Genomic DNA, 19278 nt, shown 5'->3' with positions numbered 1-19278 from the left:
ACGCTCTCTCCCTAAGCGCAACGCTCATTCATGCGTATTGTGCGGCTTTCTCAATTGCATAATAATGCAACTATGTATGTAGTCAATCTTCAAGCTGAACATTTATTTCAAGCTCTGGCAGACCCTACGCGCATCCGCATCGTGCGCCTTCTTGCTGTGACGGGCGAGGAGGCATGTCTGTGCGAGCTGGTGGACAGCCTGCTGGAACCTCAATACAAGCTGTCACGACACGTAAAAATCCTACGCCAGGCGGGTTTGTTGTCCGCGGAGAAAGAGGGCCGGTGGGTTTATCATCGTCTGGTCACCGGAGCCGGTCATCTCAAGCACCTGTACGACATGGCGTGTGCGCTACCGGACGCGAATGGCCTATTTGCCGGCGACCTTGACCGTTTCGAAAAGCGCAAGGAGTTACGGGTCGGAGGACGCTGCCGCGTCGGCATTCAGAATCCTGAACTCGCGACGCAGCCAAATTAAAGCTTGCGGAGCTTTGTCCGCGCATCGGGGGTCGTGAAACGTCAATGAGTTCTCACGACACAAGTCGTTAGACGCCTCAGAAAGGGATTATTGTTGTGAAATCGCTACCGATAATTTGGCAGAGGCTCGTGAGCTTGGACGGGAAGACGTGTGACCGCTGCAACGCCACCTATCAGGAGATGGAGCAGGCCGTCAGTAAACTCAAGGAGGCTCTCCGCCCCTTGGGCATTGAGCCAACCCTTGAGCTCAGAGAGATAGACGAAAAATCATTCAACGCCAACCCCTCGGAGTCCAACCGCATTTGGATCGCGGGTAGACCCATGGAGGAATGGCTCGGTGCGAGAGTTGGGAGCAGTCGTTGCTGTTCTGTTTGTGGCGACTCAGAGTGTCGAACGGTAGAGGTAGGGGGAACTACGTTCGAGATTATTCCCGAGAAACTCTTTCTCAAAGCTGCTTTGGTCGCTTCCTCTCAGTTGTTGGACCTCACACCGGAAGCGCCTCCGCGTTAAGGTGAGTATCGGTGCTGCGATGCCTGAGCCATTTAAAGCATCTGTACGACATGGCGTGTGCACTTCCGGACCCGAATGGCCAGTTTGCCGGGGCGCGTTCCATGAATTCGAATTGGCCGCTCCAGGTGACGTAATAGCCGGGCGGAAACTTCACCTGTTCCCTAGCAATGCCCTATGACAATGTAAATTTGATTTCAGGTGGGTAACGGGGTTTGATGCCAAGTCAGCTTCGAGTGCAAATTAGCGACTATCAGCCTGTCACCCTGCTTGATTTACTCAGCAGCGTGAGCGGCCTTTGCAGACTGGTTATCGTCAGCGTCGCCGACTTCCGGCGCTGAAACGTCGATCTCCGTGCCCTCGGCGACTTCGCCCGTAGCCTCACGAACCTCAGCTTCCTTTCCCCGCCTTCCCGCCGACGCTCTTGCCCGGCGTTCGATCGCCACGATGCGCCGGCCGAGGCGCAGCAGCCTTTGCTGCCACTGATAGACTCCGTCAGAGCGCTGCTTGTTGCTCAGCACCCCGCACAGCCATAGTGCGTCCAGGGCGATCATCAGTTCGTCCATCTTCTGCAGCAAAGCCACGAACTGGGCGACCTGGGGCGAGACGATGCGGATTTCCACCTGCTCTGGGTTGGTGTAGCGCGGCGAGGCCGTGATGCCGTTGTCCTCGCGGAGTTTCTCGATGCGCCCCTTCTCGTTCTGGATGTCCTTGGCGCAATCGCCGATCATGGCGCCAACCAGGCCCTCTACCTCGTCGATCTCCCGGTCGTCGCCGATGATGCGAAGGATCACGTCGATCGCATAAAGTGAACTCACCACCCGGGGAAACTCCCGTTCGAACACCCGCTGCGCCTGTTCGCTCTGGATGGTAATGCGCTGGTCGAATACGGGCCGGCTGTAGGCGCGGTTCTTGGCTTCTGCCATGGGGTTGTCCTCGGGTCGCTGATGAATGCCAGTTCGCGATCCTAGCCCGAACCGTCTCCCTCCGGCCGCAGAAAAACTGCGTTGAAAGCCGCAACTATTCCGACACAGCCCCGCATACCAACGCGGTACAACATCCCTCGATTTTGATCCCCGTTTTTGGAAGATCCGAACCCTGCGGCTTTCTTCGCAGAGTCTCAGGGAGCGCAAGCTGGGCGCTCGACAAGAACAGCCATTCCTCATCAACCCCACCCGGGCGTCATGCCCGGACCGGGGTTCATGGCGCTCGCCCACTCAGGAGATCGCCATGAAAGCCATCCTTTCTCGGCGTCACTGTGACGGCCGCTGTCGTTCTGGGCAGCCAAGCGGTCGACCGCGTCACGAGCCGGGCGGAACGCCTGGAGCTGGCGGTGGACGCGGCAACCCGCTAGCGCTCAAACCCTGACCAGAAGAGTCTACCTCCCTCTCCAGTAGGGATGTGGGCATCCCGAATGCCGGCGATCCGCACGCACCGGCTCTTTCTCTCGATTTCCCGAGTGCGGCGGGGGGAGTCCACCCATGTTGAACAAGGCACAACTCATCGGCCGCTTGGGCCGTGATCCCGAGGTGCGTTACACCCCGGAAGGCAAATGCGTCGCCAATCTGGCGCTCGCTACAGCCGAGTCCCACAAGGACAAGAGCACGGGCGAGGTGAAGCAGGCCACCGAGTGGCATCGGGTCGTCCTGTTCGGGCGTCCCGGCGAAGTGGCGGGCGAATACCTGAAGAAAGGTTCACTGGTGTTCATCGAGGGGCGCATCCGCACCCGGAAATGGAAGAACCAGGCCGGACAGGATCAGTACACCACGGAAATCGTCGGCCACGAGATGAAAATGCTCGGTAGCCGTTCCGAGTCGAGGGCGTCTGCCCCAGCCGCAAATTCCGGCCAGACCGGAGGCGGTGGTTCCATAGCCACACCGACGGACGAAGGCTTCGACTTCGAGGACGATGACATTCCCTTCATTTCCGCCATTGCCGTGAAATGCGATCGACTGGGCCGTCCCAGATTCGCCGTCTGACAGTCATAGAGCGTTGAGCTGCCCGGCCGAGGGGCCGGTAATTTTTCGACGACTTCATCAACCCGAACCGGGGATATCCTCCCCGGCGGGGTCAGGGTGTCCCCTCACAGGAGATCCCCATGAACAATAAGCTGATCCAGAAATTCGCTGAACGCTTTTCCGTCGACCAGACCAAGGTCATCGAAATCCTCAAGGCCACCGCATTCCGGCAAAAGCCCGGCTCCACGCCGGTGACCGACGAGCAGATGATGGCCTTGCTGATCGTGGCCGACCAATACGGCCTGAATCCGTTCACCAAGGAAATCTACGCCTATCCCGACAAACAGAACGGCATCGTGCCGGTGGTCGGGGTGGACGGCTGGGCGCGGATCATCAACCAGCACGCCAACTTCGACGGCATGGAATTCAGTGCGTCGGACAACCTCGTGGAACTGCCCGGCGCCAAGCCCTGCCCGGAATGGATGGAGTGCGTGATGTACCGCAAGGACCGCAGCCATCCCATCGCCATTCGGGAATACCTCGACGAGGTGTACCGCGAGCCCTTCACCGGCAACAAGGACGGTCGCAACTACACCGTCAACGGTCCTTGGCAGACCCACACCAAGCGCTTCCTGCGCCACAAGACCATGATCCAGGCCTCGCGGTTGGTGTTCGGGTTTGTGGGCATCTTCGATCAGGACGAGGCCGAACGAATCCTGGAGGGCCAGGCCGAGCCCGTCATATCCGGAACCGATCTGGCATCTTACGCCGGAGGCGAGGCCAGCCCGGAAGCCAAGCGCATGGCGCCGAAGCTCATCGCCCGGGCGGAAAAAGCCGGCGCCTGGCAGGCGGCGCTCGATTACGCCGCCGAGCACTTCAGCGGCGTCGACCTGAGCTACGTCACTGCGGAGATCAACCAGGCTCGCCAGGCCAAACTGGCCGCTGTGCCGGTCAACGCTGATGGAGCGGCGGCATCCGGCCACGAAGCGCTGGCGGACGCCAAGAAGACGCTCAATCCGGAACCGGCCGAAGCCTGATCCGATTCTCTAAACCCTACCCGGGGCGCCATCCATCGCCCTTTGGGGGATGGGTCATGGCCGTCCCTTCTGGAGGATGCCATGAACGATTCAAACCCCACCAAATCGGCCAACCGGTTGCCGCTGCACACCGACTGGGAACGTTACGAAACGCCGGCCGCGGTGCGCAAGCACGGACGGCAATTCCTGGAACGGATCTGGCGGCAACTCGAAGGCGAACGGCCCAGATCGGATCTGGAATGCATCGCCCAGCACTTCGGTGCTCGCAGTTTCGAATCCGAGGATGCGACGCTGCTGTTCTTCGAGGACGTCGAGCAGGCTGCGGCTTGCGCCCGTTTATTGCGGCAGACGGAGGAAGCCTTGGCTATCGAAGTTCAACTGAGCGTGCGAAGACGAGATCGCGTTGGCACTCCCGACGCAACTGTCCTCGATGGGAGGACGGCATGAAGATCGTGGACCTGAAGCAACGCACGCCACAATGGCATGCCTGGCGCAACGCCGGCGTCACCGCTTCCGAGGCGCCGGTCCTGATGGGTTCGCCCTACAAGACGCCTTGGCGTCTGTGGGCGGAGAAGCGCGGCCTGGTGCTGCCGGAAGACCTTTCCGGCAATCCCCATGTCCAGCGCGGCCTTCGGGAGGAACCGATCGCCCGCCGGCGCTTCGAGGATCGGCACGGTGTCCTGCTGTTGCCGATCTGCGCCGAATCGACCGGGGAGCCCATACTCCGGGCTTCGTTCGACGGGCTCACCGATGACGGACATCCGGTCGAACTGAAGGCCCCGACGGAGGCGAGGTTTCGCGAGGCGCAGGCCAACGGCACCGAATCGGAACTGTACCGGCGCTATTACACCCAGGTACAGACCCAGATCTACGTGGCCGAGTCCGACAAGGCCTTTCTTTCGCTGATCTTCGGCGAGGAGGTGCTGGACCTCGATGTTCCCCGCGACGACGACTGCATCGTCCAAATCGTCGAGCGGGCCCGGGTCTTCTGGGAATGCATCAAGACCGGCAAGGAACCGCCCTTGGATCCGGAGCGGGACCTGTATGTACCGAGAGGTCCGGAACTGGAAGCCTGGCTCCGTCTGGCCGCCGACTATCGGCAGCTCGATGAGAAACGGTCGCCCTACGTGGCCGAACTCAAAGGCATAGAGAAGAAGATGGCCGAGCTGGAGCAGCGCTTCCTGGCGATGATGGGCGAGTTCACCCTCGCCGAATCGTCGGGTGTACGCATCAGCCGCTATCTCAGGCGCGGCGCCATCGACTATAGGGCTACCTTGCAGCAGTTGCGACCGGATGTCCAGGAGAGCGATCTGGAGCCGTTCCGGCGCAAAGGTGCCGAGCAGGTTCGGCTGACTCTGCGCGACGACGAGGACCGCAGAACCGAAGTGCCGTTCGAGCCGGAAGCCCTGAAACGGGTGGCCGGTCTCGATTACTGGTTCTGATGATTCAACCGCCCCGGTATTGACCGGGGCTTTTCCCTTGGCACTTGTCCGCGGCAGGCGTCAGCGGAAAAGACTGGTTACTGACTTTTGGCGCTTTCCGATTGGAAACGCCGAAATCCTGCCTAGTGCAGGCGTTCCGTCCTAGGGCGGCGGCGAAGGGGTTCCTTCGCCGTGCCGGGTGCGTCAAACCCGGTTCAACCCGCCGCAAGGCCATTCACCCATAGGGGAGACATCTCCCCTGTGGGAGAGCTGTCTCCCTTGATTTTGAATCAGGAGGCAGTTATGAGCAGAAACCACGATCGATTGGCCGTGAAAGCGGCCCAACTGGCAGCCGAGAACACCCTGCTGGACCTGGCAACGGAAAAACCCGCCACGGTGGCCGGTGCCTTGCTGGGCCATCCCGACATCTTCCGGGAGTTGCACGACGACATGGCGCGCATGCTCCTGCTTGCGCTCATGGACCGGGGGCAGGCGGAAACGCTGCGCCAACTCCTGGGACTGAAGGCCATCGGTCGCCGCAAGGCTGCGCTGTTGGCCGAACTACTCCTTCGGGATGCGTTCGGCGAGTAAAACGGCCTGAAGCAACCGGGAGGCGGGACTGTCGTCTTCGTCCATCCAAGCCAAAGCCGCGCGCTCCAGGGCGCCGTTGTGCTCGTCCACGGTGGCCGGTGTCTGGTAGACGCCGGTCATCTTGCGGAAAGCGCCGAGTTCGCGTTCGCTGAGTCGCAGCTTGTCGCCCAGTTTGATCATGATGGGATGTCCGTTACCGAAAGCTTCATCGTAACGCGGCATCCTCAATACGCAACCCCGACGGGGAGGTTCAGCCTTTCCTTCGGGGGAGACGTGAGCCTTCATCGCGGGTGTAACCCTGCAAAGGAGGTTCCCATGTACCAAGCATTTCCCGTATCCACCACCTTCGGCGTGCCGGCGCCGGCCGCCATGGTCGTCGAAGGCTTTGCCGATGCGTCCCACCCTTTCGTGCCGCTGCGGAAGGACTACATCTTCCGCAAGGATCACTTGCGGGACGTGTTGGCCTTTCTGTCCGCCCCCAAGGGGGATGGGCTGTTTATCACCGGTCCCACGGGCTCCGGCAAGACCTCGCTGATCGAGCAAGTCGCGGCCCGGCTGAACTGGCCGGTGCAGACCGTCACCGGCCACGGCCGGCTGGAACTCAATGACCTCCTGGGGCAATACATGCTGCTGGGCGGTGGCGAGATGCGTTGGGTCGACGGGCCGTTGACCCTGGCGGTCCGTCACGGACACATCTTCCTGGTGAACGAGATCGACGCCATGGAGCCGTCCGAACTGATCGGCCTCAACGACATCGTCGAGGGCAAGCCGTTGACATTGCCGCAAACCGGCGAAGCGGTAAAGCCCCATCCCAAGTTCCGCCTGGCGGCCACCGGCAACAGCGCCGGTTCCGGCGATCAATCGGGACTCTACCAAGGCATCCTCAGGCAAAATCTGGCCTTCCTGGACCGGTTTCGACTGATGGAAGTGGGTTATCCGGACCCGGCTGAGGAAATGCAACTGCTGGTCGACGTGGTACCCACCATGCCCCAGCCGGTGATGGAAAAGATGGTCAAGGTCGCCAACCAGATCCGCAAGGTCTTCCTGGGCGGACAGGATGGTGCGGGCGAGTTGTCCGTCACGCTGTCAACCCGCGGTCTGATCCGATGGGCCAGCCTGGCGGCGACCTTCAAGGGAGCGCCCAACGCCCTGGCCTATGCCCTGGACAGGGCGCTGACCCTACGGGCCGAGCCGGCCGAGCGCGAAGCAATCCATCGCATCGCCTCGGATGTCTTCGGCGAGGACTGGGGAGGTGCCTGATGGCTGAATTCGAGCTTTATCGATACAGCCATGCCGACGGTTCGTCCAAGGACTGGGCGATCCGGCTCAACGGCGACGGCAGCTTCACCACACGGTGGGGCCGGACCGGATCCCGCTTGCCCCAGGACAAGACTAAACCCCTGCGGCATCCGGACGAGGTTCACCACCTGAAGCAGGCCAAACGGCGCAAGGGTTATGAACTCGTCGGCCGCGTCCAGATCGATGCGGCGGGCAATCTGCTGACGCCAATTCAAGGCGTTACGCCGGCCACTCCGCCAGTCCGCCCTCGCATCAAGGCGGTGTACTGGAGCATCGAGCTCACAAACCCGGGAAAACCGGCGGTTCGAGATCGGCTCGGCAACCGGGTTCAATCGTTGATCGGACTGATCAAGGCGGCCGGCGACATCGAGGCGTCATCCAGATGGGACGGCTGGCGACAGTTGATCGACCTGACCGAGAGCGATGCCCTTGTGGAGCTTTCCGGCAAGATTCGCCAAGGTCACGGAGTCATTCCGCTGCTGTTCCTGTTGGCCTTGCGGCAATCGGAACTGGACAATGTGCAAATCGGTATCGCCGGCGAAGAGGCCCGTGAGATCGGCGATCTCAAGGCCGAACCCGAGCTGTTGGCCTGGTTCGGTACCGATCTGGAATCGGTGAGGCCCTTGGCGGAAGCCCTGGAACTCCTGCAGCCTAGGATCAATTTGACCACATTGGTCGGCGACAATTTCTACTTTTAAAGTCATCGCCGAATTCGTTCAACCCCCATGGGGCGCATCGTTCGCCCCTGGGGGCGTGGTGCGTCCCTTCACAACCTAAGGAGACGTACCATGCAAGAAACCACATTGATTTTGGACCGCCTGCTGGTGGTCAAACTGGATGCCACCATCTGGGGCGGGCGGAAGAAACTCCGCAAGGAGGATTTGATTCTGGCCGACGGTAGCGTGTTGCCGCCGGAGGACTTGGCGTCGCTGGGCTCGAAGAAGATCGCCGACCCCGGCGAGCTGGCGGTGTTCAACCGCCTCAAGAAGGAAGCCGAGCGGATTTGTCTCAAGGTCGGCACCCGCTTCCTGGGCGGTTTCGCCGTGCCGGAAGGCGCCATCGGTTCGATTCGGTGCGAGCTGGATCGGATCGCCTCGAGCTTCGAAACCGCGCGCGGTGAGTTCCTGTCCCGTTACGACGAGTCCATCTCCGACTGGGTCGCCAAGCATCCGGCCTTCGCGCAAGCGATCTGCCGCGCGGTGGATCCTGTCGATGTGGTGGCGGCCGGCCTGCGGTTCGACTATGTGGTGTTTCGGGTTTCGCAGCCTGAATCGCTCGAAGGCGAAAGCTCGCAGGAGATCGCCGAAAGCCTGAGCCGTAAGGTCGAGTCTATGAGCGACAACCTGTTCCGGGAAGTCGCCCAGGATGCCAACGATCTGGTGGAACACTCCCTGCTGGGACGGCAAAGCGTGACACGAAAGGCCTTGAGTCCCTTCAAGCGGATCCGCGACAAGCTGGACGGGCTCGCGTTTCTGGATCATCGGGTGAGCCCGGTGGTGCAGTCCATAGACGCCTTGCTGTCCCGAGTACCGAAGGTGGGCGCCCTCGATGGCGTCTACCTCCAGGAAGTCTTTGCCTTCGCCTTGCTGCTGTCCGATCCGGAAAAGATCAAGCGGCACGGGGAGGGGCTGAGCCAGGAAGCGCTGTCGCCGTCGGTAACGGAAAGAAGGGCTCCCCCAATGTCCGTCCCGGACGAGGAACCGCACGCCGAGCTGGACACCTTGACCACACCGGACAGTCCATCGGAATCCTCGGCCATCGACCGATTCGGTCTGTTCGAGGGTATCGAGGAGGAAATGGACACAGATGAGGTTCCCGCCGAAGCCGCTTCGGTAGAGGCAGAAGTCTTGATTCCTGCGTTGAAACCCGAACTTGATTCGGCATCCCTGGTTGAATTTTGGTTCTGACAGCGAGCGCCATGAAAACCGTCAGAATCATCGACTGCGGCCGTCCTCCGGGAGGCTGGCAAAGGGAGTTCGGCGTGGTTGGGCCGCAAGGCCTTTTCCACAAGACGCAAGGCTTCGTGACGAGTAACACGCACGATGCCGCCCGTCGGGAAGCGCAACGCCACGGTCTCGAACATTACATCGATGAAGCGGGGCGCAGCATTCCCGTCGCTCCCGTCGATACGTTGTAGTCATCGACCTTAACCCCATAGGGGCAAACTCTGCCCTTGCGGCTTGGTTTGCCCCGTTTTCTTATCGGAGGCAAATCATGAACGAGCTTATTCGTGCCGGGTCCATCGAGGATCTGGTCGCACACCGTGACCGTTGCCTGGAGCTGGTAGAACGAGGATTCAGCCTGTTGGCCGATGCCTCGCGGGAATTCGCCAAGGCGGCGCCTTCTGCTAAATATGTCCGCTTGTATTCCGGCCTGGACCGTCAAGCTTTCTATCAACTGGATCAGGGAGATGTGCACGACCTCGTTACCGTTGTTCGAGCCTGCCTTGATCGGGAAGCCTGGGCGCATCTTCGCGATGCGCTCGGGCTGAAGGCAGTCATGGATGCCCAGGCGCTCAAAGACTTCAACGAGTCACTGAAAACGCCGCCCGAGTTCACGCTCGACAATGCGGCCATGACCTTTCGGGAGATGGTGATGAATGCCGAGCGGATCTTCGAGCGTGGCGTGATCACCGTGTTCCAATCCCTGAACAGGCAGGCCTTCCGACGCAACAACGCATTCCGCGTCGGCGAGAGCCTGGTCATGAAGGGCGCCTTGGGTGATTACGGATTCAATCATTACGGCGAGCGGGAGCAACAGGTCCGCGACCTGGACCGCATCTTCCTTCTGCTGGACGGAAGGACACCAAAGGAACCGCTCTGCGATGCCGCTGCACGGGTCTCGCAGGCCTCCCGAACAAAGCCGGCCGTGGTCGAAACCGACTACCTGCGGTTCAAGCTCTACAAGAATCAGAACCTCCATGTCTGGTTCAAGGACCGAACGCTATTGGACAAGGTCAACCGGATCATCGCCAGGCACTACGGAGCGGTGCTACCGGACGATCGAACGACTACGGCGGTGTGATCACACGATAGGCGCCGCCATCCTACAACCCCACCGGGGCGAACTTGCCCCTCCGGGCATGGTTTGTCCCGCTCTCAAGGAGCCAAACCATGAAAGATAGAACCCTGAACAGGGCATTTCCCATCGTAGCCGCCGCCATCGGCCAGCGCTTCGGCATCAAGGTCCGAGTCGGTGGCGACCAAGCCTATACCACGGGAGATGCTATCCAGTTGCCCGGCTATGACGGCGACGATCCGGATTACAAGGATTACGCCTGGGGGCTGCTGGCTCACGAGGCATTCCACATTCGCCATTCTGACTTCTCGATCGATTACGGGCGTTCGGTCATCCGCCGACGCCTCTGTGGCGCCATCGAGGATGTTCGCATCGAGCACGAAGGCGCCAAGGAATTTCCCGGTACCCGGCTGACCATCCGCAGGACCATCGAAAAGATGATCGCTCAGGGCAAGTTCAAGGCTCATACAGAGCAGGATCATCCCGGTGACATCCTCCACGGCTACGTGCTCAAGAGCCTGCGTGCCCGGGTGCTGGGGCAGACCGCCCTCACGCCGCTGGTGACCGAAAGCGAGAAAGCCCTGAGGGCCCGATTTCCCAAGGGCGCCGTGATCCGCCTGAAGGGTTTGCTGTCGGAAGTACCGGAAGGCCTTTCCTGCGAGCGCGACTGCCTATCTCTGGCAGACCAGATCCTCGAGATGATCGAGGACGAAGTCCGGAAGGAAAAGGAAGCCGAGGCTACAAGTCCGGCAAGCGGGTCCGATTCGGACCGGGACGATGGTACCAATCCGGAAGCATCCGATAGAGGTGCTGGCGAAGAGAATTGCCGGCCGGAGTCTGGACACGACGAAACGGCAGACACCAACCCGGATGACGGCCAAGCAGGCCAAAACACGGATCGGGCAAGTCCTGCATCGGGCGGTGCCGCCGGTTCGGAGCAACCCAACCCTGACGACGACGGGCTTCAGCCCGCCGGGATCGACACCGCGGCTTTGGAGACACTGCTTCAGCAAATCCTCGGCGCCGACGAAGACGACCTGGAACAGGATGTCTTCGAGGCGGTAAAGGAGGCGCTGAGGATCGACGACGCCCAGGTGGTTCCTGTCTGCCTGCCCGGCGGCGATGATCCCGGGCGCAACGAAGCCATGGGTCTGGCTCTGCACCGCAAGGTTCAGGGGGAATCCGGGAAGATCCGGGCAGCCCTCCAGGGTGTGGTGCAGTCGCATCGTCGTAATCGGCCCGTCCGCAAACGCTGCGGTCAGCGGATCGACAGCGGGCAGCTGCATAGGCTGCCCGCCGGCGAAACCCGAATCTTTCTGCGCCAGGCGCACAAGGTGAATCCCAACACGGCGATTCACCTGCTCATCGACCGCTCGGACAGCATGGGTTATCAGGCCCACGACACGGCCGGCCGCGCGATGGGGGCGCGGATGCCGCTAGCGCTGGATGCATCCATGGCGTTGGCGCTGGCCCTGGAAGGCATACCGGGCGTGAATCCGGCGATCACCGCCTTTCCGGGCGGGGATGAACGGTCGGTGTATACCGTGCTCCGTCATGGCGAGAAGCTCCGTCCAAACGTCGGGGCTTTCGCCTTGACGCCGGGCGGCAGCACGCCGATGGCCGAGGCGATCTGGTACGCCGCCGCGTCGTTGTGCCGGTGTCGCGAACCCCGCAGGGTGGTGATGGTCCTGACCGACGGCCAGCCCGACGACCGTTTGTCGACCCTGGACATTCTGGCGCGCTGCCAGCGCTCCGGTATCGAAGGGGTGGGGATTGGTTTAGGTATCGACGTGAGTCACCTTTATCCGAAGTCCATCGTGATCAACGACCTTGGCGAGCTGCGAACCCGGTTGTTCGAACTGGCGAAGGATCTGCTGATCAATCCATGAACCATGCGCCGACCTCGTGTCGGCGCCTTCTCCCTGTCGATCTCCTTCAGGTCGGCATGGAGAAGGCGAACTCCTGTACGGCACCCTGGCGGTTCGTACGCGATGATCCCAGCTGGGGATCGAAAACAAGCAGCCACCCGATCGTCATGCCGAAGGCCTCGCTTTCGGCAGGACCCTTACCATCCCGCACGGGGAGTTACGACTCCCCTCGGGGCGTGTTTCTCCTCGCGCTTCAACGACAGGAGAAACCCATGTATTTCCTCTTTGGATTGATCTTTATCGCCGCCGCGATGGCTTCCATGCTGGTCGTCGGCCGGGCGTCGATGGCTCTCATCGCATTCGGGGCCATGGTATGGCGGCGTGTGTATCGGTGGCATCGCGCCCGACGGGCGATCCCCATCCTGCGGATGCCCACGCCGAAGCTGGACTGGGAGGTGCTGTCCCGCCAAACGCGGCAACGCCTTCTTGAGCGGGGACCCCGGGCCAGTCGGGAAACCATCCTGCTTTCCGCGCTCGACCTGGAAATCGCCGTCGAGCTGAAGAAACAGGAACTGCAACGGCTGAAGCTGGAGACCGCCGTGCTAAAGGCCCAGTCGGCCAAGCCCCGCAAGGGCAGGAAAGCCGCCCAAAGCGACTTGCACGGGGCGGCTACGCATGAACCGACGACAGCGTGGGGCGTCGCATCCGCTGACGATAACGTTCCGACGCCCAGCAATCGATCCGACGGATCTCGGGATCGTCCTGATCCGCTCGCTCAAGGGCAAACATCAGTTCGTCCACGAGCCCTTCAAAGCGGTCATTTCCGCCATTGAAGACCTGAAGCCTCCGGCCGTCGATGGCGACTGTCCTGACCGGATGGGTCTCTGGGGTCTCTTCCAACGCCAGGAGATTCCAGGCCGCAATGGCCTGGATCTTGGCCATTGCCGGTGCGAGGCCGAAAAGCCGCTGGAGGTCGGCGACCAAAGCTCGGTCGGATGTGTCCTGCAGATCGACCTCAACGTGGGATAGCTTGTCGGACAGGTCGGCCATCTCACGAAAGTAACGATTGCACTCGTCGAGTTTCTCCCGGGCTTCCGCGCGGATTTGCTCCGGAGAAGGTTCGCGCTGCCATCGGTTGAACCATTTCTTGAACATAATCGGGAACTCCTGGTGTGTCAGGTCTCCACCCGAACATACCGTAGAAATCCTGTTTAGCAAGACCCACCCAGCCTCGCGTTTTCCGAAAACGCCTGGCTTTCATCCACCCCGAGGGGCAGTTCGTCCCTTGCAGGGTCAGTCTGCCTCTCAACTCACGGAGCAGACCATGACGAACCCTACCCTGTACGTGCTGGACGCGGCCGGTGTTTACCGGCTGGCCGACACCCCGATCATCATTGCCGAAGCCAAGCGGCGCCTGGCTTCCAGGTTCCGCCGCGGCGCGGCCTTGTCCTCGCCGGCGGCGGCGAAGGAGGCGATTCAGTTGAAATTGTTGGGACGCGAGCACGAAGTGTTTGGTTGCCTGTACCTCGACAACCGGCACCGCGTGATCGAATTCGCCGAACTGTTTCGCGGCACCATCGACGGCGCCAGTGTTTACCCCCGCGAGGTGGTCAAGGCCGCGCTGGGGTGCAATTCGGCGGCCGTGATCTTCTTTCACAATCATCCGTCGGGCGAGGCATCTCCCAGCGAAGCGGACAAGACCCTGACCCATCGCCTGAGAACGGCGCTGGCGCTGGTGGACATCCGTGTTCTGGACCACTTCGTGATCGGCGGCGATACGGTCTATTCGTTCGCGGAAGCCGGTCTCTTGTGAGACCGAGCGCTTTAGCAACCTACAACAGACCGATCATCAGAAACCCTGCCGGGGGAGTTCCTCCGATCAGGGGAAAGTCCTCCGGATCACCCAGGAGGACATATGACCATCAAGTTCAGCCGACCGCCGCCTCGGGCGGTTCCGTCCGGCAAGGCCGTTCCAACCGATATTCGCGGCGGCTTCGCGCAGGAATGCGCGCAATGGTCGGACGCGGACGTTCAAGCCCTGCGCCGGGGGATCCTCATCCAGGCGATCGAGGCACTGGACAATCCCCGACTCGGCACGCAAGCGCGATCCGAACTACTCGATTGGATCGGTCGCGACGGCATCGCACCGTTTTCATTCACGGCCTGCTGTCTTGCGGAAGGAGTCGATGCGGATGCTTTACGTGACTTGCTGGTTGGCTGGTTCCGCCGACACCGACAAGTTGCGTAGCCATTTCAATCACGCTTTTCACGCGGATGATCCCCAAAAGCATCAACCCGGCCGGGAAGAACGCATCCCTGGTAGGGAGCGTTTCCCCCGGCATTTCCCAGGAGAACGTTATGAATCCGAAAGTCTTGATCGTGGTGTCGGGCGGTGTCGCCTATGCGTACGCCGATTCCGGCGTCGATGTGGTCATCGTCGATTTCGATCACCTAAAGGCGACCGACCCGACTGATATCCAGCCGATCCACGCTCGTTTCCAAGCACTGATGGCATTGGCCGGCATCGCTGGCGACTGGCCGGTGAGCGAGAACGGTGCCGTCAACGACGCACTTCGCCAGCCGGAAGTTGAGGGAGGTGTTGCATGAGCGCGATCTACAGCTGCACGGCCGAAATCCATCTGCCGCTTCCCAATGCGGAGAACCATAGGGTCATCGAAAAACTGGGCAGGCGTCTCGAATGGGTCTGCGATGCTCATATCGAACAGGAGTCCGCAAGCGACGGCACGGTCTGGCTAACCGTCCACTGTCCGGAACAGAACTGCGCTCATGCCTTCATCGAGGATCTCGATGCCGCATTCGCCGAACTGGCCCGGCACGCCATCGAAGGTTTTGCCGTCGATTACGTGTACGAGGGCGACCGGGGTGCCGACTTCCACGGGCCCACGCCGGGGTCAACAGCCGTTGCCAAGCAAAACTGGAATTTCGCCAAGGCCGCGTTCTATCTGGAACAGGAAGGCATTGATCTTCATAGGCTGCTGGAACTGCCTATAACTGCGTCCGCCGTGCAAGGTGGCTTAGGGAATGGGCCAGGGTCATGAGTTAAAGGAGACCCGCCTGGACTGGCTCGATTTGGCCTACAGCTACCACCTACGGGTGGAGCGGCTGCAGAGGATCACCCTCAACGACCGATAAGGTCATCTTACTCACCCGCCGGGGGATGTCGCCCCCTTTGGGTTCGGCGTGCTCCGGCTTTTTTCAAAGGAGAAAAAGGAGAAAACGGCCATGCACATGCTGCATTTCATACTGATTCAGTCCGACCGAGACCTGGAAGCCGGGGAGGTCTTCGTCCTGGCGGCCGACGCCATCGAGCCTTTTCGGGACGAGGTGTTCGACTGGCACGCCGAGGGGCCCGGTCGCTGGGGGCAGGAATATCCCGCTCCGCTGTCGTTCAGGAAGGATCCGGATCGATTCCGGTCCGAATTGGCCAGCATCATTTCTGGGATCGAATGCAGTCGGCACGATGCTCTCGACTATCTGGTGCGCCAGTTGGGGCTGAGATCGGACAGCCCGGCGGAGTCCCTGGGACGGGTCCTGTTCGGCAACGCCGGATCGCTGCCGGAACATACCCTATGGGCCGCAATCCGGTTCCTGAAGCTGATGCGCGGGGACTATGTCCCGGACAGTGGTTTCTACGACGCCATCGAAGGCTCCGCCAGGATGACGAATCCTGAGCAAATCCTTCAACGGGACCTCGGCGAGACCGAGGACTTCTACCTGGTGCCCATGGACTTGCACGGCTAAGGGGGAAACATGAAAACCTTACCGAACCCACTGGACTCGACGCCGATCCGCTTGGCGGCGAGGGGTCGATGGCTGGCGATACTCGGGGATCTATGCCCCGAGCTGGAACCCGTGTTGGCGAAGCCCGGTCGGCACCACGCTTGTCCTGTCCACGGCGGACGAGACGGCTTTCGCCTGTTCCGGGATGCGGAGGTGTCGGGCGGTGGCATTTGCAACTCCTGCGGCGCCAAGCCGGATGGCTTCGCGTTGCTGATGTGGCTGCGGAACTGGCGCTTCCCGGCCGCTTTGGCAGCTGTGGCTCAAGTGCTGGGCGGTGGATCGAAATCCGGGCAATTGTCCGCTCGACCGCCTGTTCGCAACGACGATCTCAACCGGCAAGGGACAGATCAGCGGATCAAGGCGCTGCTTCGCCATACCTGGACAGAGGCATCTTCCTGGGACGCTCCCGAGTCCGGGCTGTTGCGAACCTATCTCCGTCATCGCGGCCTGGTACCAGAAGTGCTTGGCAGGCAGTTGCCGCTGCGTCTCCATTTGTCTCTCCCGTACCTGGAAGACGGGGTCTGCCTCGGACGTTATCCGGCCATACTGGCGCTGATGTCCTGTGCGGGTGGCCAACCGGCGACAATACACCGCACCTTTTTGACTGTAGATGGAGGGAAGGCACCGGTTTCATCTCCCAAGAAACTCATGCCGCATGCTTCCGACCGCTCCTTGATCGGCGGGGCCGTGCGTTTGGGACCTGCGTCATCCGTTTTGGGAATCGCCGAAGGCATCGAAACGGCTTTGGCGGTTCATCAGGCCACCGGGATGACCGTCTGGTCTGCTTTGAGCTGCACGTTTCTGGAAAGGTTCGCTCCTCCGGATGGCGCCGAACGGATCGTCATTTGGGCGGATCGGGATGAAAACGGGGCAGGTCAGCGGTCGGCCGAAGTCCTACAGAAGAAGCTGGAAGCCAAGGGCATCCAAGCATCCATCCTGCTGCCGCCCGGCAGCGGAATGGATTGGTTGGATGTGCTGAACCGATGTGGCGTCGAAGGATTTCCAATCCGGTCCGGCTAAACGACTTGGCCGATGCCGCTTGAAAGAACAAGCAATCCGGCCGTTCGAAATGTGGAAGGCGGAATCGAGCGAGTGAGGGTGTAATGTACTTGGAAATAATGGGCAAGCTATTCACCGTCGATGCTTACGAAAGCCCGCTTTGATCTTTTGATCGATGAAAACGAAAAGCCCGCAGATCTCACGATTTGCGGGCTTTTTTATCGAAGGGGAGAACGCACATCGGTAACGCGAACATCGAACGCGGTACAGCCGAGTTGGCGATGTAAAAAGCGTGGAGAAAAGCAGGAACATCAGACGTCTGCCATAGGTGCGGTCAGTCGTTGTACGGTCAGTTCGGCGCGTTGTTCGATCAGGACCATGATCCGCTCGACGATGGTGCGGCCGGCAAATTCCGGCGCAGCCTGGAGTTTGCGGGCGATAACGGGCAGCCGCTTCGCCAGTTCCAGAACGCGCTTGCGTGTTTGCGCCTTGGCGAGACCGGCCGCTTCCGCAAACTGGTCCCAATGGCGTGCTTGTACTTCGCCGAACGGGTATTTGCTGCCGGGCTTCATGGCCATTTTGGGCGTGAGGTCCGAGTACACCGCGGTCGACAGCGCGTCGTAGAGCGGGGCCAGGACGGGCGCCATGCCGGCATAGAGCAGGGAGAAATTCTTGGCGTGGGCATCGTGGTTGCCGATCAGCGTGTTGAACGCCACGTAGTCGAGCAGACGCAGCACCTGCGGCGCGCTGGGCCGGGTGGCGCGGCGCACCAGTTCGAAACATTGCGCGAGATCGGGGCCACCTTCGTTCTGGTATTTCATTTCGGGCACCACTCCCAATGCTTGGCAGAAGTCTTCCTGATGCCAGCGGTGAATCCGGCGTGACCCGTCGCTTGTTCGGTCATAGCGCTCCACCAGGAGGAACCGGCGATCAAGGATCGACTGGATCTTTGAGCGGGCGGCAATGATCTGCAAGGCTTCGGCCAGCGCCAAGCAAAAGCCTTCATTGGTGACGCTGTCCTCCACTCCGTGTATAGCCGGCTTGAGGATATGGGAGCTAGGTGTGCCATGGCGGGGCAACCCAATTCGGTCACCGTCGACCACCACCGGCAATTTGTCCTGTACGCCAGCCAGCGACAGGCGTAGGCCATCCCGTCCCGCCAGCATCGGGCGGCGGGGCAGTTCGTCCAACAGGGCAATGACCGCCTCATCGCTCAGCCATTCGATTTCACCTTCGCCTGCGGGATTCGGAGAGTTTCCCAGTTCCAGCAAGGTGACGGCTCCTGCGCATTCGCCGCCGATGCGATCCAGCAGGCCAAAGTCATTCTGCCCGGACACCTGGAGTTGTTGGGCGATCAAACGGCGCAACCGGCCTTCCGGCAACAGACCGGCGAAGAAGGGGCGCGCCCGGTGATCGTCGAAGGGTTCGGTCTGCAGCGGCAACGAACACGACAACGCGAGGGCGTTCGGTTGTTTCAGCCAAGGGTCTGCATAGCGGAAGCTCAGCCTTCCGTCGATCAGCGCCAAGATACCGACGCGGTCGGAGAACAGCCAGACCTCGAGCTCACGGGCCATCGTCGCTGCGTGAAGTTGCCGTCGGCAGGCCGCTCAGTGAAAGCTCGCCGCCCAGAGATTCGATGACCCGCAGGACGGTTTCCAGACGCAGTGTGGGCTTTCCGGCTTCCAAATCGACGATGAAGCGCAGGCCGCAGCCCGCCGCCAACGCCAACTGGGATTGGGTCAATCCCAGTTGCTTGCGCGCGATGCGCAGCGCCTGGCCGAGCTGTTGGGTGGAACGAATGTTGATCATGATTTTCCCGTTCGGGAAATTGTCGGGCAGAATTGACAGCAGCACCAGAAGAATTTTACCGAACGGGAAAGTTGGTTCGCGGCGGTTATGCCATACCCTGGAATATTCCCGAACGGTAAAGTGATTCGGGCAGCCCGGCGAAGCGTGGGCCACACACCTCGACCTTTCGGAAATAGGGTGGGGCTAGTTATTGTTGGCTCTTTTCGCTGATCTTTCGCGTCACCGCCTTTTCTGATGCCCTGTACGATGCGGACAGCCTGAACTTCATGAAACATGAAAGCGATTCGTCAAGCCAGGCTTTTACAGTAAGGGATCGTCAAATGAGAAGTGCGATGAGCGAAAGAACGTTGGTAACGATTACGGATGCGGCAAAGATCATCTGCGTGAGTCGAGCGACAATCTACAGAATGATTCAAGCCGGTGACTATGATCGGCAAATCGCGCAAGGCACCAAGTCCAAAGAGGACGTACCGCGTGCGATTCGAGGGTATTTGGGG

Annotated in this window: 23 protein-coding genes and 1 pseudogene; 19 read left to right on the top strand and 5 right to left on the bottom strand. The window is 60.9% G+C overall.

Going from position 1 to position 19278, the window contains the following annotated elements; translation table 11 throughout:
• Window positions 1-72: 72 nt before the first annotated feature.
• Both JWZ97_RS04380 and JWZ97_RS20300 read left to right on the top strand, forming a co-directional pair.
• On the top strand, window positions 73-474 hold the full coding sequence (locus JWZ97_RS04380; RefSeq protein ID WP_205433600.1) for a metalloregulator ArsR/SmtB family transcription factor: 402 nt from the start codon (window positions 73-75) through the stop codon (window positions 472-474).
• Window positions 475-569: 95 nt separating this feature from the next.
• Window positions 570-983 carry a DUF2703 domain-containing protein gene (locus JWZ97_RS20300; protein ID WP_205433599.1) on the top strand — a complete coding sequence of 138 codons (414 nt, stop codon included), beginning with the start codon at window positions 570-572 and terminating at the stop codon, window positions 981-983.
• Between the two features lie 272 nt (window positions 984-1255).
• On the opposite strand, the gene JWZ97_RS04370 is transcribed toward JWZ97_RS20300, so the two are convergent.
• Entirely contained in the window at window positions 1256-1906 is a 651-nt protein-coding gene (locus JWZ97_RS04370; RefSeq protein ID WP_205433598.1) for a hypothetical protein, read from the bottom strand.
• A 555-nt stretch (window positions 1907-2461) separates the two neighbouring features.
• On the opposite strand from JWZ97_RS04370, the gene ssb reads away from it, so the two are divergent.
• From ssb to JWZ97_RS04345, 5 genes and pseudogenes are all read left to right on the top strand, one after another.
• Window positions 2462-2959, top strand: a complete 498-nt coding sequence (gene ssb, locus JWZ97_RS04365) for a single-stranded DNA-binding protein (protein ID WP_205433597.1) — start codon at window positions 2462-2464, stop codon at window positions 2957-2959.
• 119 nt (window positions 2960-3078) lie between these two features.
• Window positions 3079-3885: pseudogene (gene bet, locus JWZ97_RS04360) on the top strand (phage recombination protein Bet); the annotation flags it as partial.
• A gap of 171 nt (window positions 3886-4056) precedes the next feature.
• Window positions 4057-4422, top strand: a complete 366-nt coding sequence (locus tag JWZ97_RS04355) for a hypothetical protein (protein WP_205433595.1) — start codon at window positions 4057-4059, stop codon at window positions 4420-4422.
• Window positions 4419-5417: a YqaJ viral recombinase family protein gene (locus JWZ97_RS04350; protein WP_205433594.1), complete on the top strand. Its 999-nt coding sequence runs from the start codon at window positions 4419-4421 to the stop codon at window positions 5415-5417. The genes JWZ97_RS04355 and JWZ97_RS04350 overlap by 4 nt, the downstream gene beginning before the upstream one ends.
• Window positions 5418-5699: 282 nt before the next feature.
• Window positions 5700-5987, top strand: coding sequence for a hypothetical protein (locus JWZ97_RS04345; protein ID WP_205433593.1), 288 nt, complete (start codon window positions 5700-5702; stop codon window positions 5985-5987).
• Here the strand turns inward: JWZ97_RS04345 and JWZ97_RS04340 are convergent.
• Window positions 5958-6167, bottom strand: a complete 210-nt coding sequence (locus tag JWZ97_RS04340) for a hypothetical protein (protein ID WP_205433592.1) — start codon at window positions 6165-6167, stop codon at window positions 5958-5960. The two genes, JWZ97_RS04345 and JWZ97_RS04340, sit on opposite strands and share 30 nt — an antisense overlap.
• 135 nt (window positions 6168-6302) lie before the next feature.
• On the opposite strand from JWZ97_RS04340, the gene JWZ97_RS04335 reads away from it, so the two are divergent.
• The 6 genes from JWZ97_RS04335 to JWZ97_RS04310 all read left to right on the top strand — a co-directional run bounded on the left by JWZ97_RS04335 (window position 6303) and on the right by JWZ97_RS04310 (window position 12193).
• Complete coding sequence (locus JWZ97_RS04335; protein ID WP_205433591.1) at window positions 6303-7247, top strand: AAA family ATPase; 945 nt, start codon at window positions 6303-6305, stop codon at window positions 7245-7247.
• Entirely contained in the window at window positions 7247-7984 is a 738-nt protein-coding gene (locus tag JWZ97_RS04330; protein ID WP_205433590.1) for a WGR domain-containing protein, read from the top strand. The genes JWZ97_RS04335 and JWZ97_RS04330 overlap by 1 nt, the downstream gene beginning before the upstream one ends.
• A 90-nt stretch (window positions 7985-8074) precedes the next feature.
• On the top strand, window positions 8075-9193 hold the full coding sequence (locus JWZ97_RS04325) for a DUF3150 domain-containing protein (protein ID WP_205433589.1): 1119 nt from the start codon (window positions 8075-8077) through the stop codon (window positions 9191-9193).
• An 11-nt stretch (window positions 9194-9204) separates the two neighbouring features.
• The gene (locus tag JWZ97_RS04320; protein WP_205433588.1) at window positions 9205-9423 is read left to right on the top strand and encodes a hypothetical protein; all 219 of its coding nucleotides are present in this window, start codon (window positions 9205-9207) and stop codon (window positions 9421-9423) included.
• A 77-nt stretch (window positions 9424-9500) separates the two neighbouring features.
• Window positions 9501-10310: a DUF4942 domain-containing protein gene (locus tag JWZ97_RS04315; protein WP_205433587.1), complete on the top strand. Its 810-nt coding sequence runs from the start codon at window positions 9501-9503 to the stop codon at window positions 10308-10310.
• An 89-nt stretch (window positions 10311-10399) separates the two neighbouring features.
• Entirely contained in the window at window positions 10400-12193 is a 1794-nt protein-coding gene (locus JWZ97_RS04310; RefSeq protein ID WP_205433586.1) for a VWA domain-containing protein, read from the top strand.
• 648 nt (window positions 12194-12841) lie between these two features.
• Here the strand turns inward: JWZ97_RS04310 and JWZ97_RS04305 are convergent.
• The gene (locus JWZ97_RS04305; RefSeq protein ID WP_205433585.1) at window positions 12842-13327 is read right to left on the bottom strand and encodes a hypothetical protein; all 486 of its coding nucleotides are present in this window, start codon (window positions 13325-13327) and stop codon (window positions 12842-12844) included.
• Window positions 13328-13496: 169 nt separating this feature from the next.
• Here JWZ97_RS04305 and radC point away from each other — a divergent pair, with 169 nt between their 5' ends.
• The 6 genes from radC to JWZ97_RS04275 all read left to right on the top strand — a co-directional run bounded on the left by radC (window position 13497) and on the right by JWZ97_RS04275 (window position 16993).
• A complete protein-coding gene (gene radC, locus JWZ97_RS04300; protein ID WP_205433584.1) occupies window positions 13497-13985 on the top strand; it encodes a DNA repair protein RadC in 489 nt (162 codons plus the stop codon).
• Between the two features lie 102 nt (window positions 13986-14087).
• Entirely contained in the window at window positions 14088-14420 is a 333-nt protein-coding gene (locus tag JWZ97_RS04295; protein WP_205433583.1) for a hypothetical protein, read from the top strand.
• A gap of 110 nt (window positions 14421-14530) precedes the next feature.
• Window positions 14531-14779: a hypothetical protein gene (locus tag JWZ97_RS04290; protein ID WP_205433582.1), complete on the top strand. Its 249-nt coding sequence runs from the start codon at window positions 14531-14533 to the stop codon at window positions 14777-14779.
• Window positions 14776-15231, top strand: coding sequence for a hypothetical protein (locus tag JWZ97_RS04285; RefSeq protein ID WP_205433581.1), 456 nt, complete (start codon window positions 14776-14778; stop codon window positions 15229-15231). The genes JWZ97_RS04290 and JWZ97_RS04285 overlap by 4 nt, the downstream gene beginning before the upstream one ends.
• A gap of 184 nt (window positions 15232-15415) precedes the next feature.
• Entirely contained in the window at window positions 15416-15934 is a 519-nt protein-coding gene (locus JWZ97_RS04280) for a hypothetical protein (protein WP_205433580.1), read from the top strand.
• Between the two features lie 111 nt (window positions 15935-16045).
• Entirely contained in the window at window positions 16046-16993 is a 948-nt protein-coding gene (locus JWZ97_RS04275) for a toprim domain-containing protein (protein WP_205433579.1), read from the top strand.
• Between the two features lie 290 nt (window positions 16994-17283).
• Here the strand turns inward: JWZ97_RS04275 and JWZ97_RS04270 are convergent, their stop codons facing one another.
• On the bottom strand, window positions 17284-18546 hold the full coding sequence (locus tag JWZ97_RS04270) for a type II toxin-antitoxin system HipA family toxin (protein WP_205433578.1): 1263 nt from the start codon (window positions 18544-18546) through the stop codon (window positions 17284-17286).
• A complete protein-coding gene (locus JWZ97_RS19955) occupies window positions 18536-18934 on the bottom strand; it encodes a helix-turn-helix transcriptional regulator (protein WP_240342477.1) in 399 nt (132 codons plus the stop codon). Before JWZ97_RS19955 ends, JWZ97_RS04270 begins: the two co-directional genes overlap by 11 nt.
• Window positions 18935-19278 lie beyond the last annotated feature (344 nt).

It is taken from the genome of Methylococcus sp. EFPC2 (assembly GCF_016925495.1).
In the GTDB taxonomy this organism is placed as follows: Bacteria; Pseudomonadota; Gammaproteobacteria; order Methylococcales; family Methylococcaceae; genus EFPC2.
The sequence above is the reverse complement of the archived record's forward strand: the minus strand, read 5'-3'. Positions and strand labels throughout refer to the sequence as shown.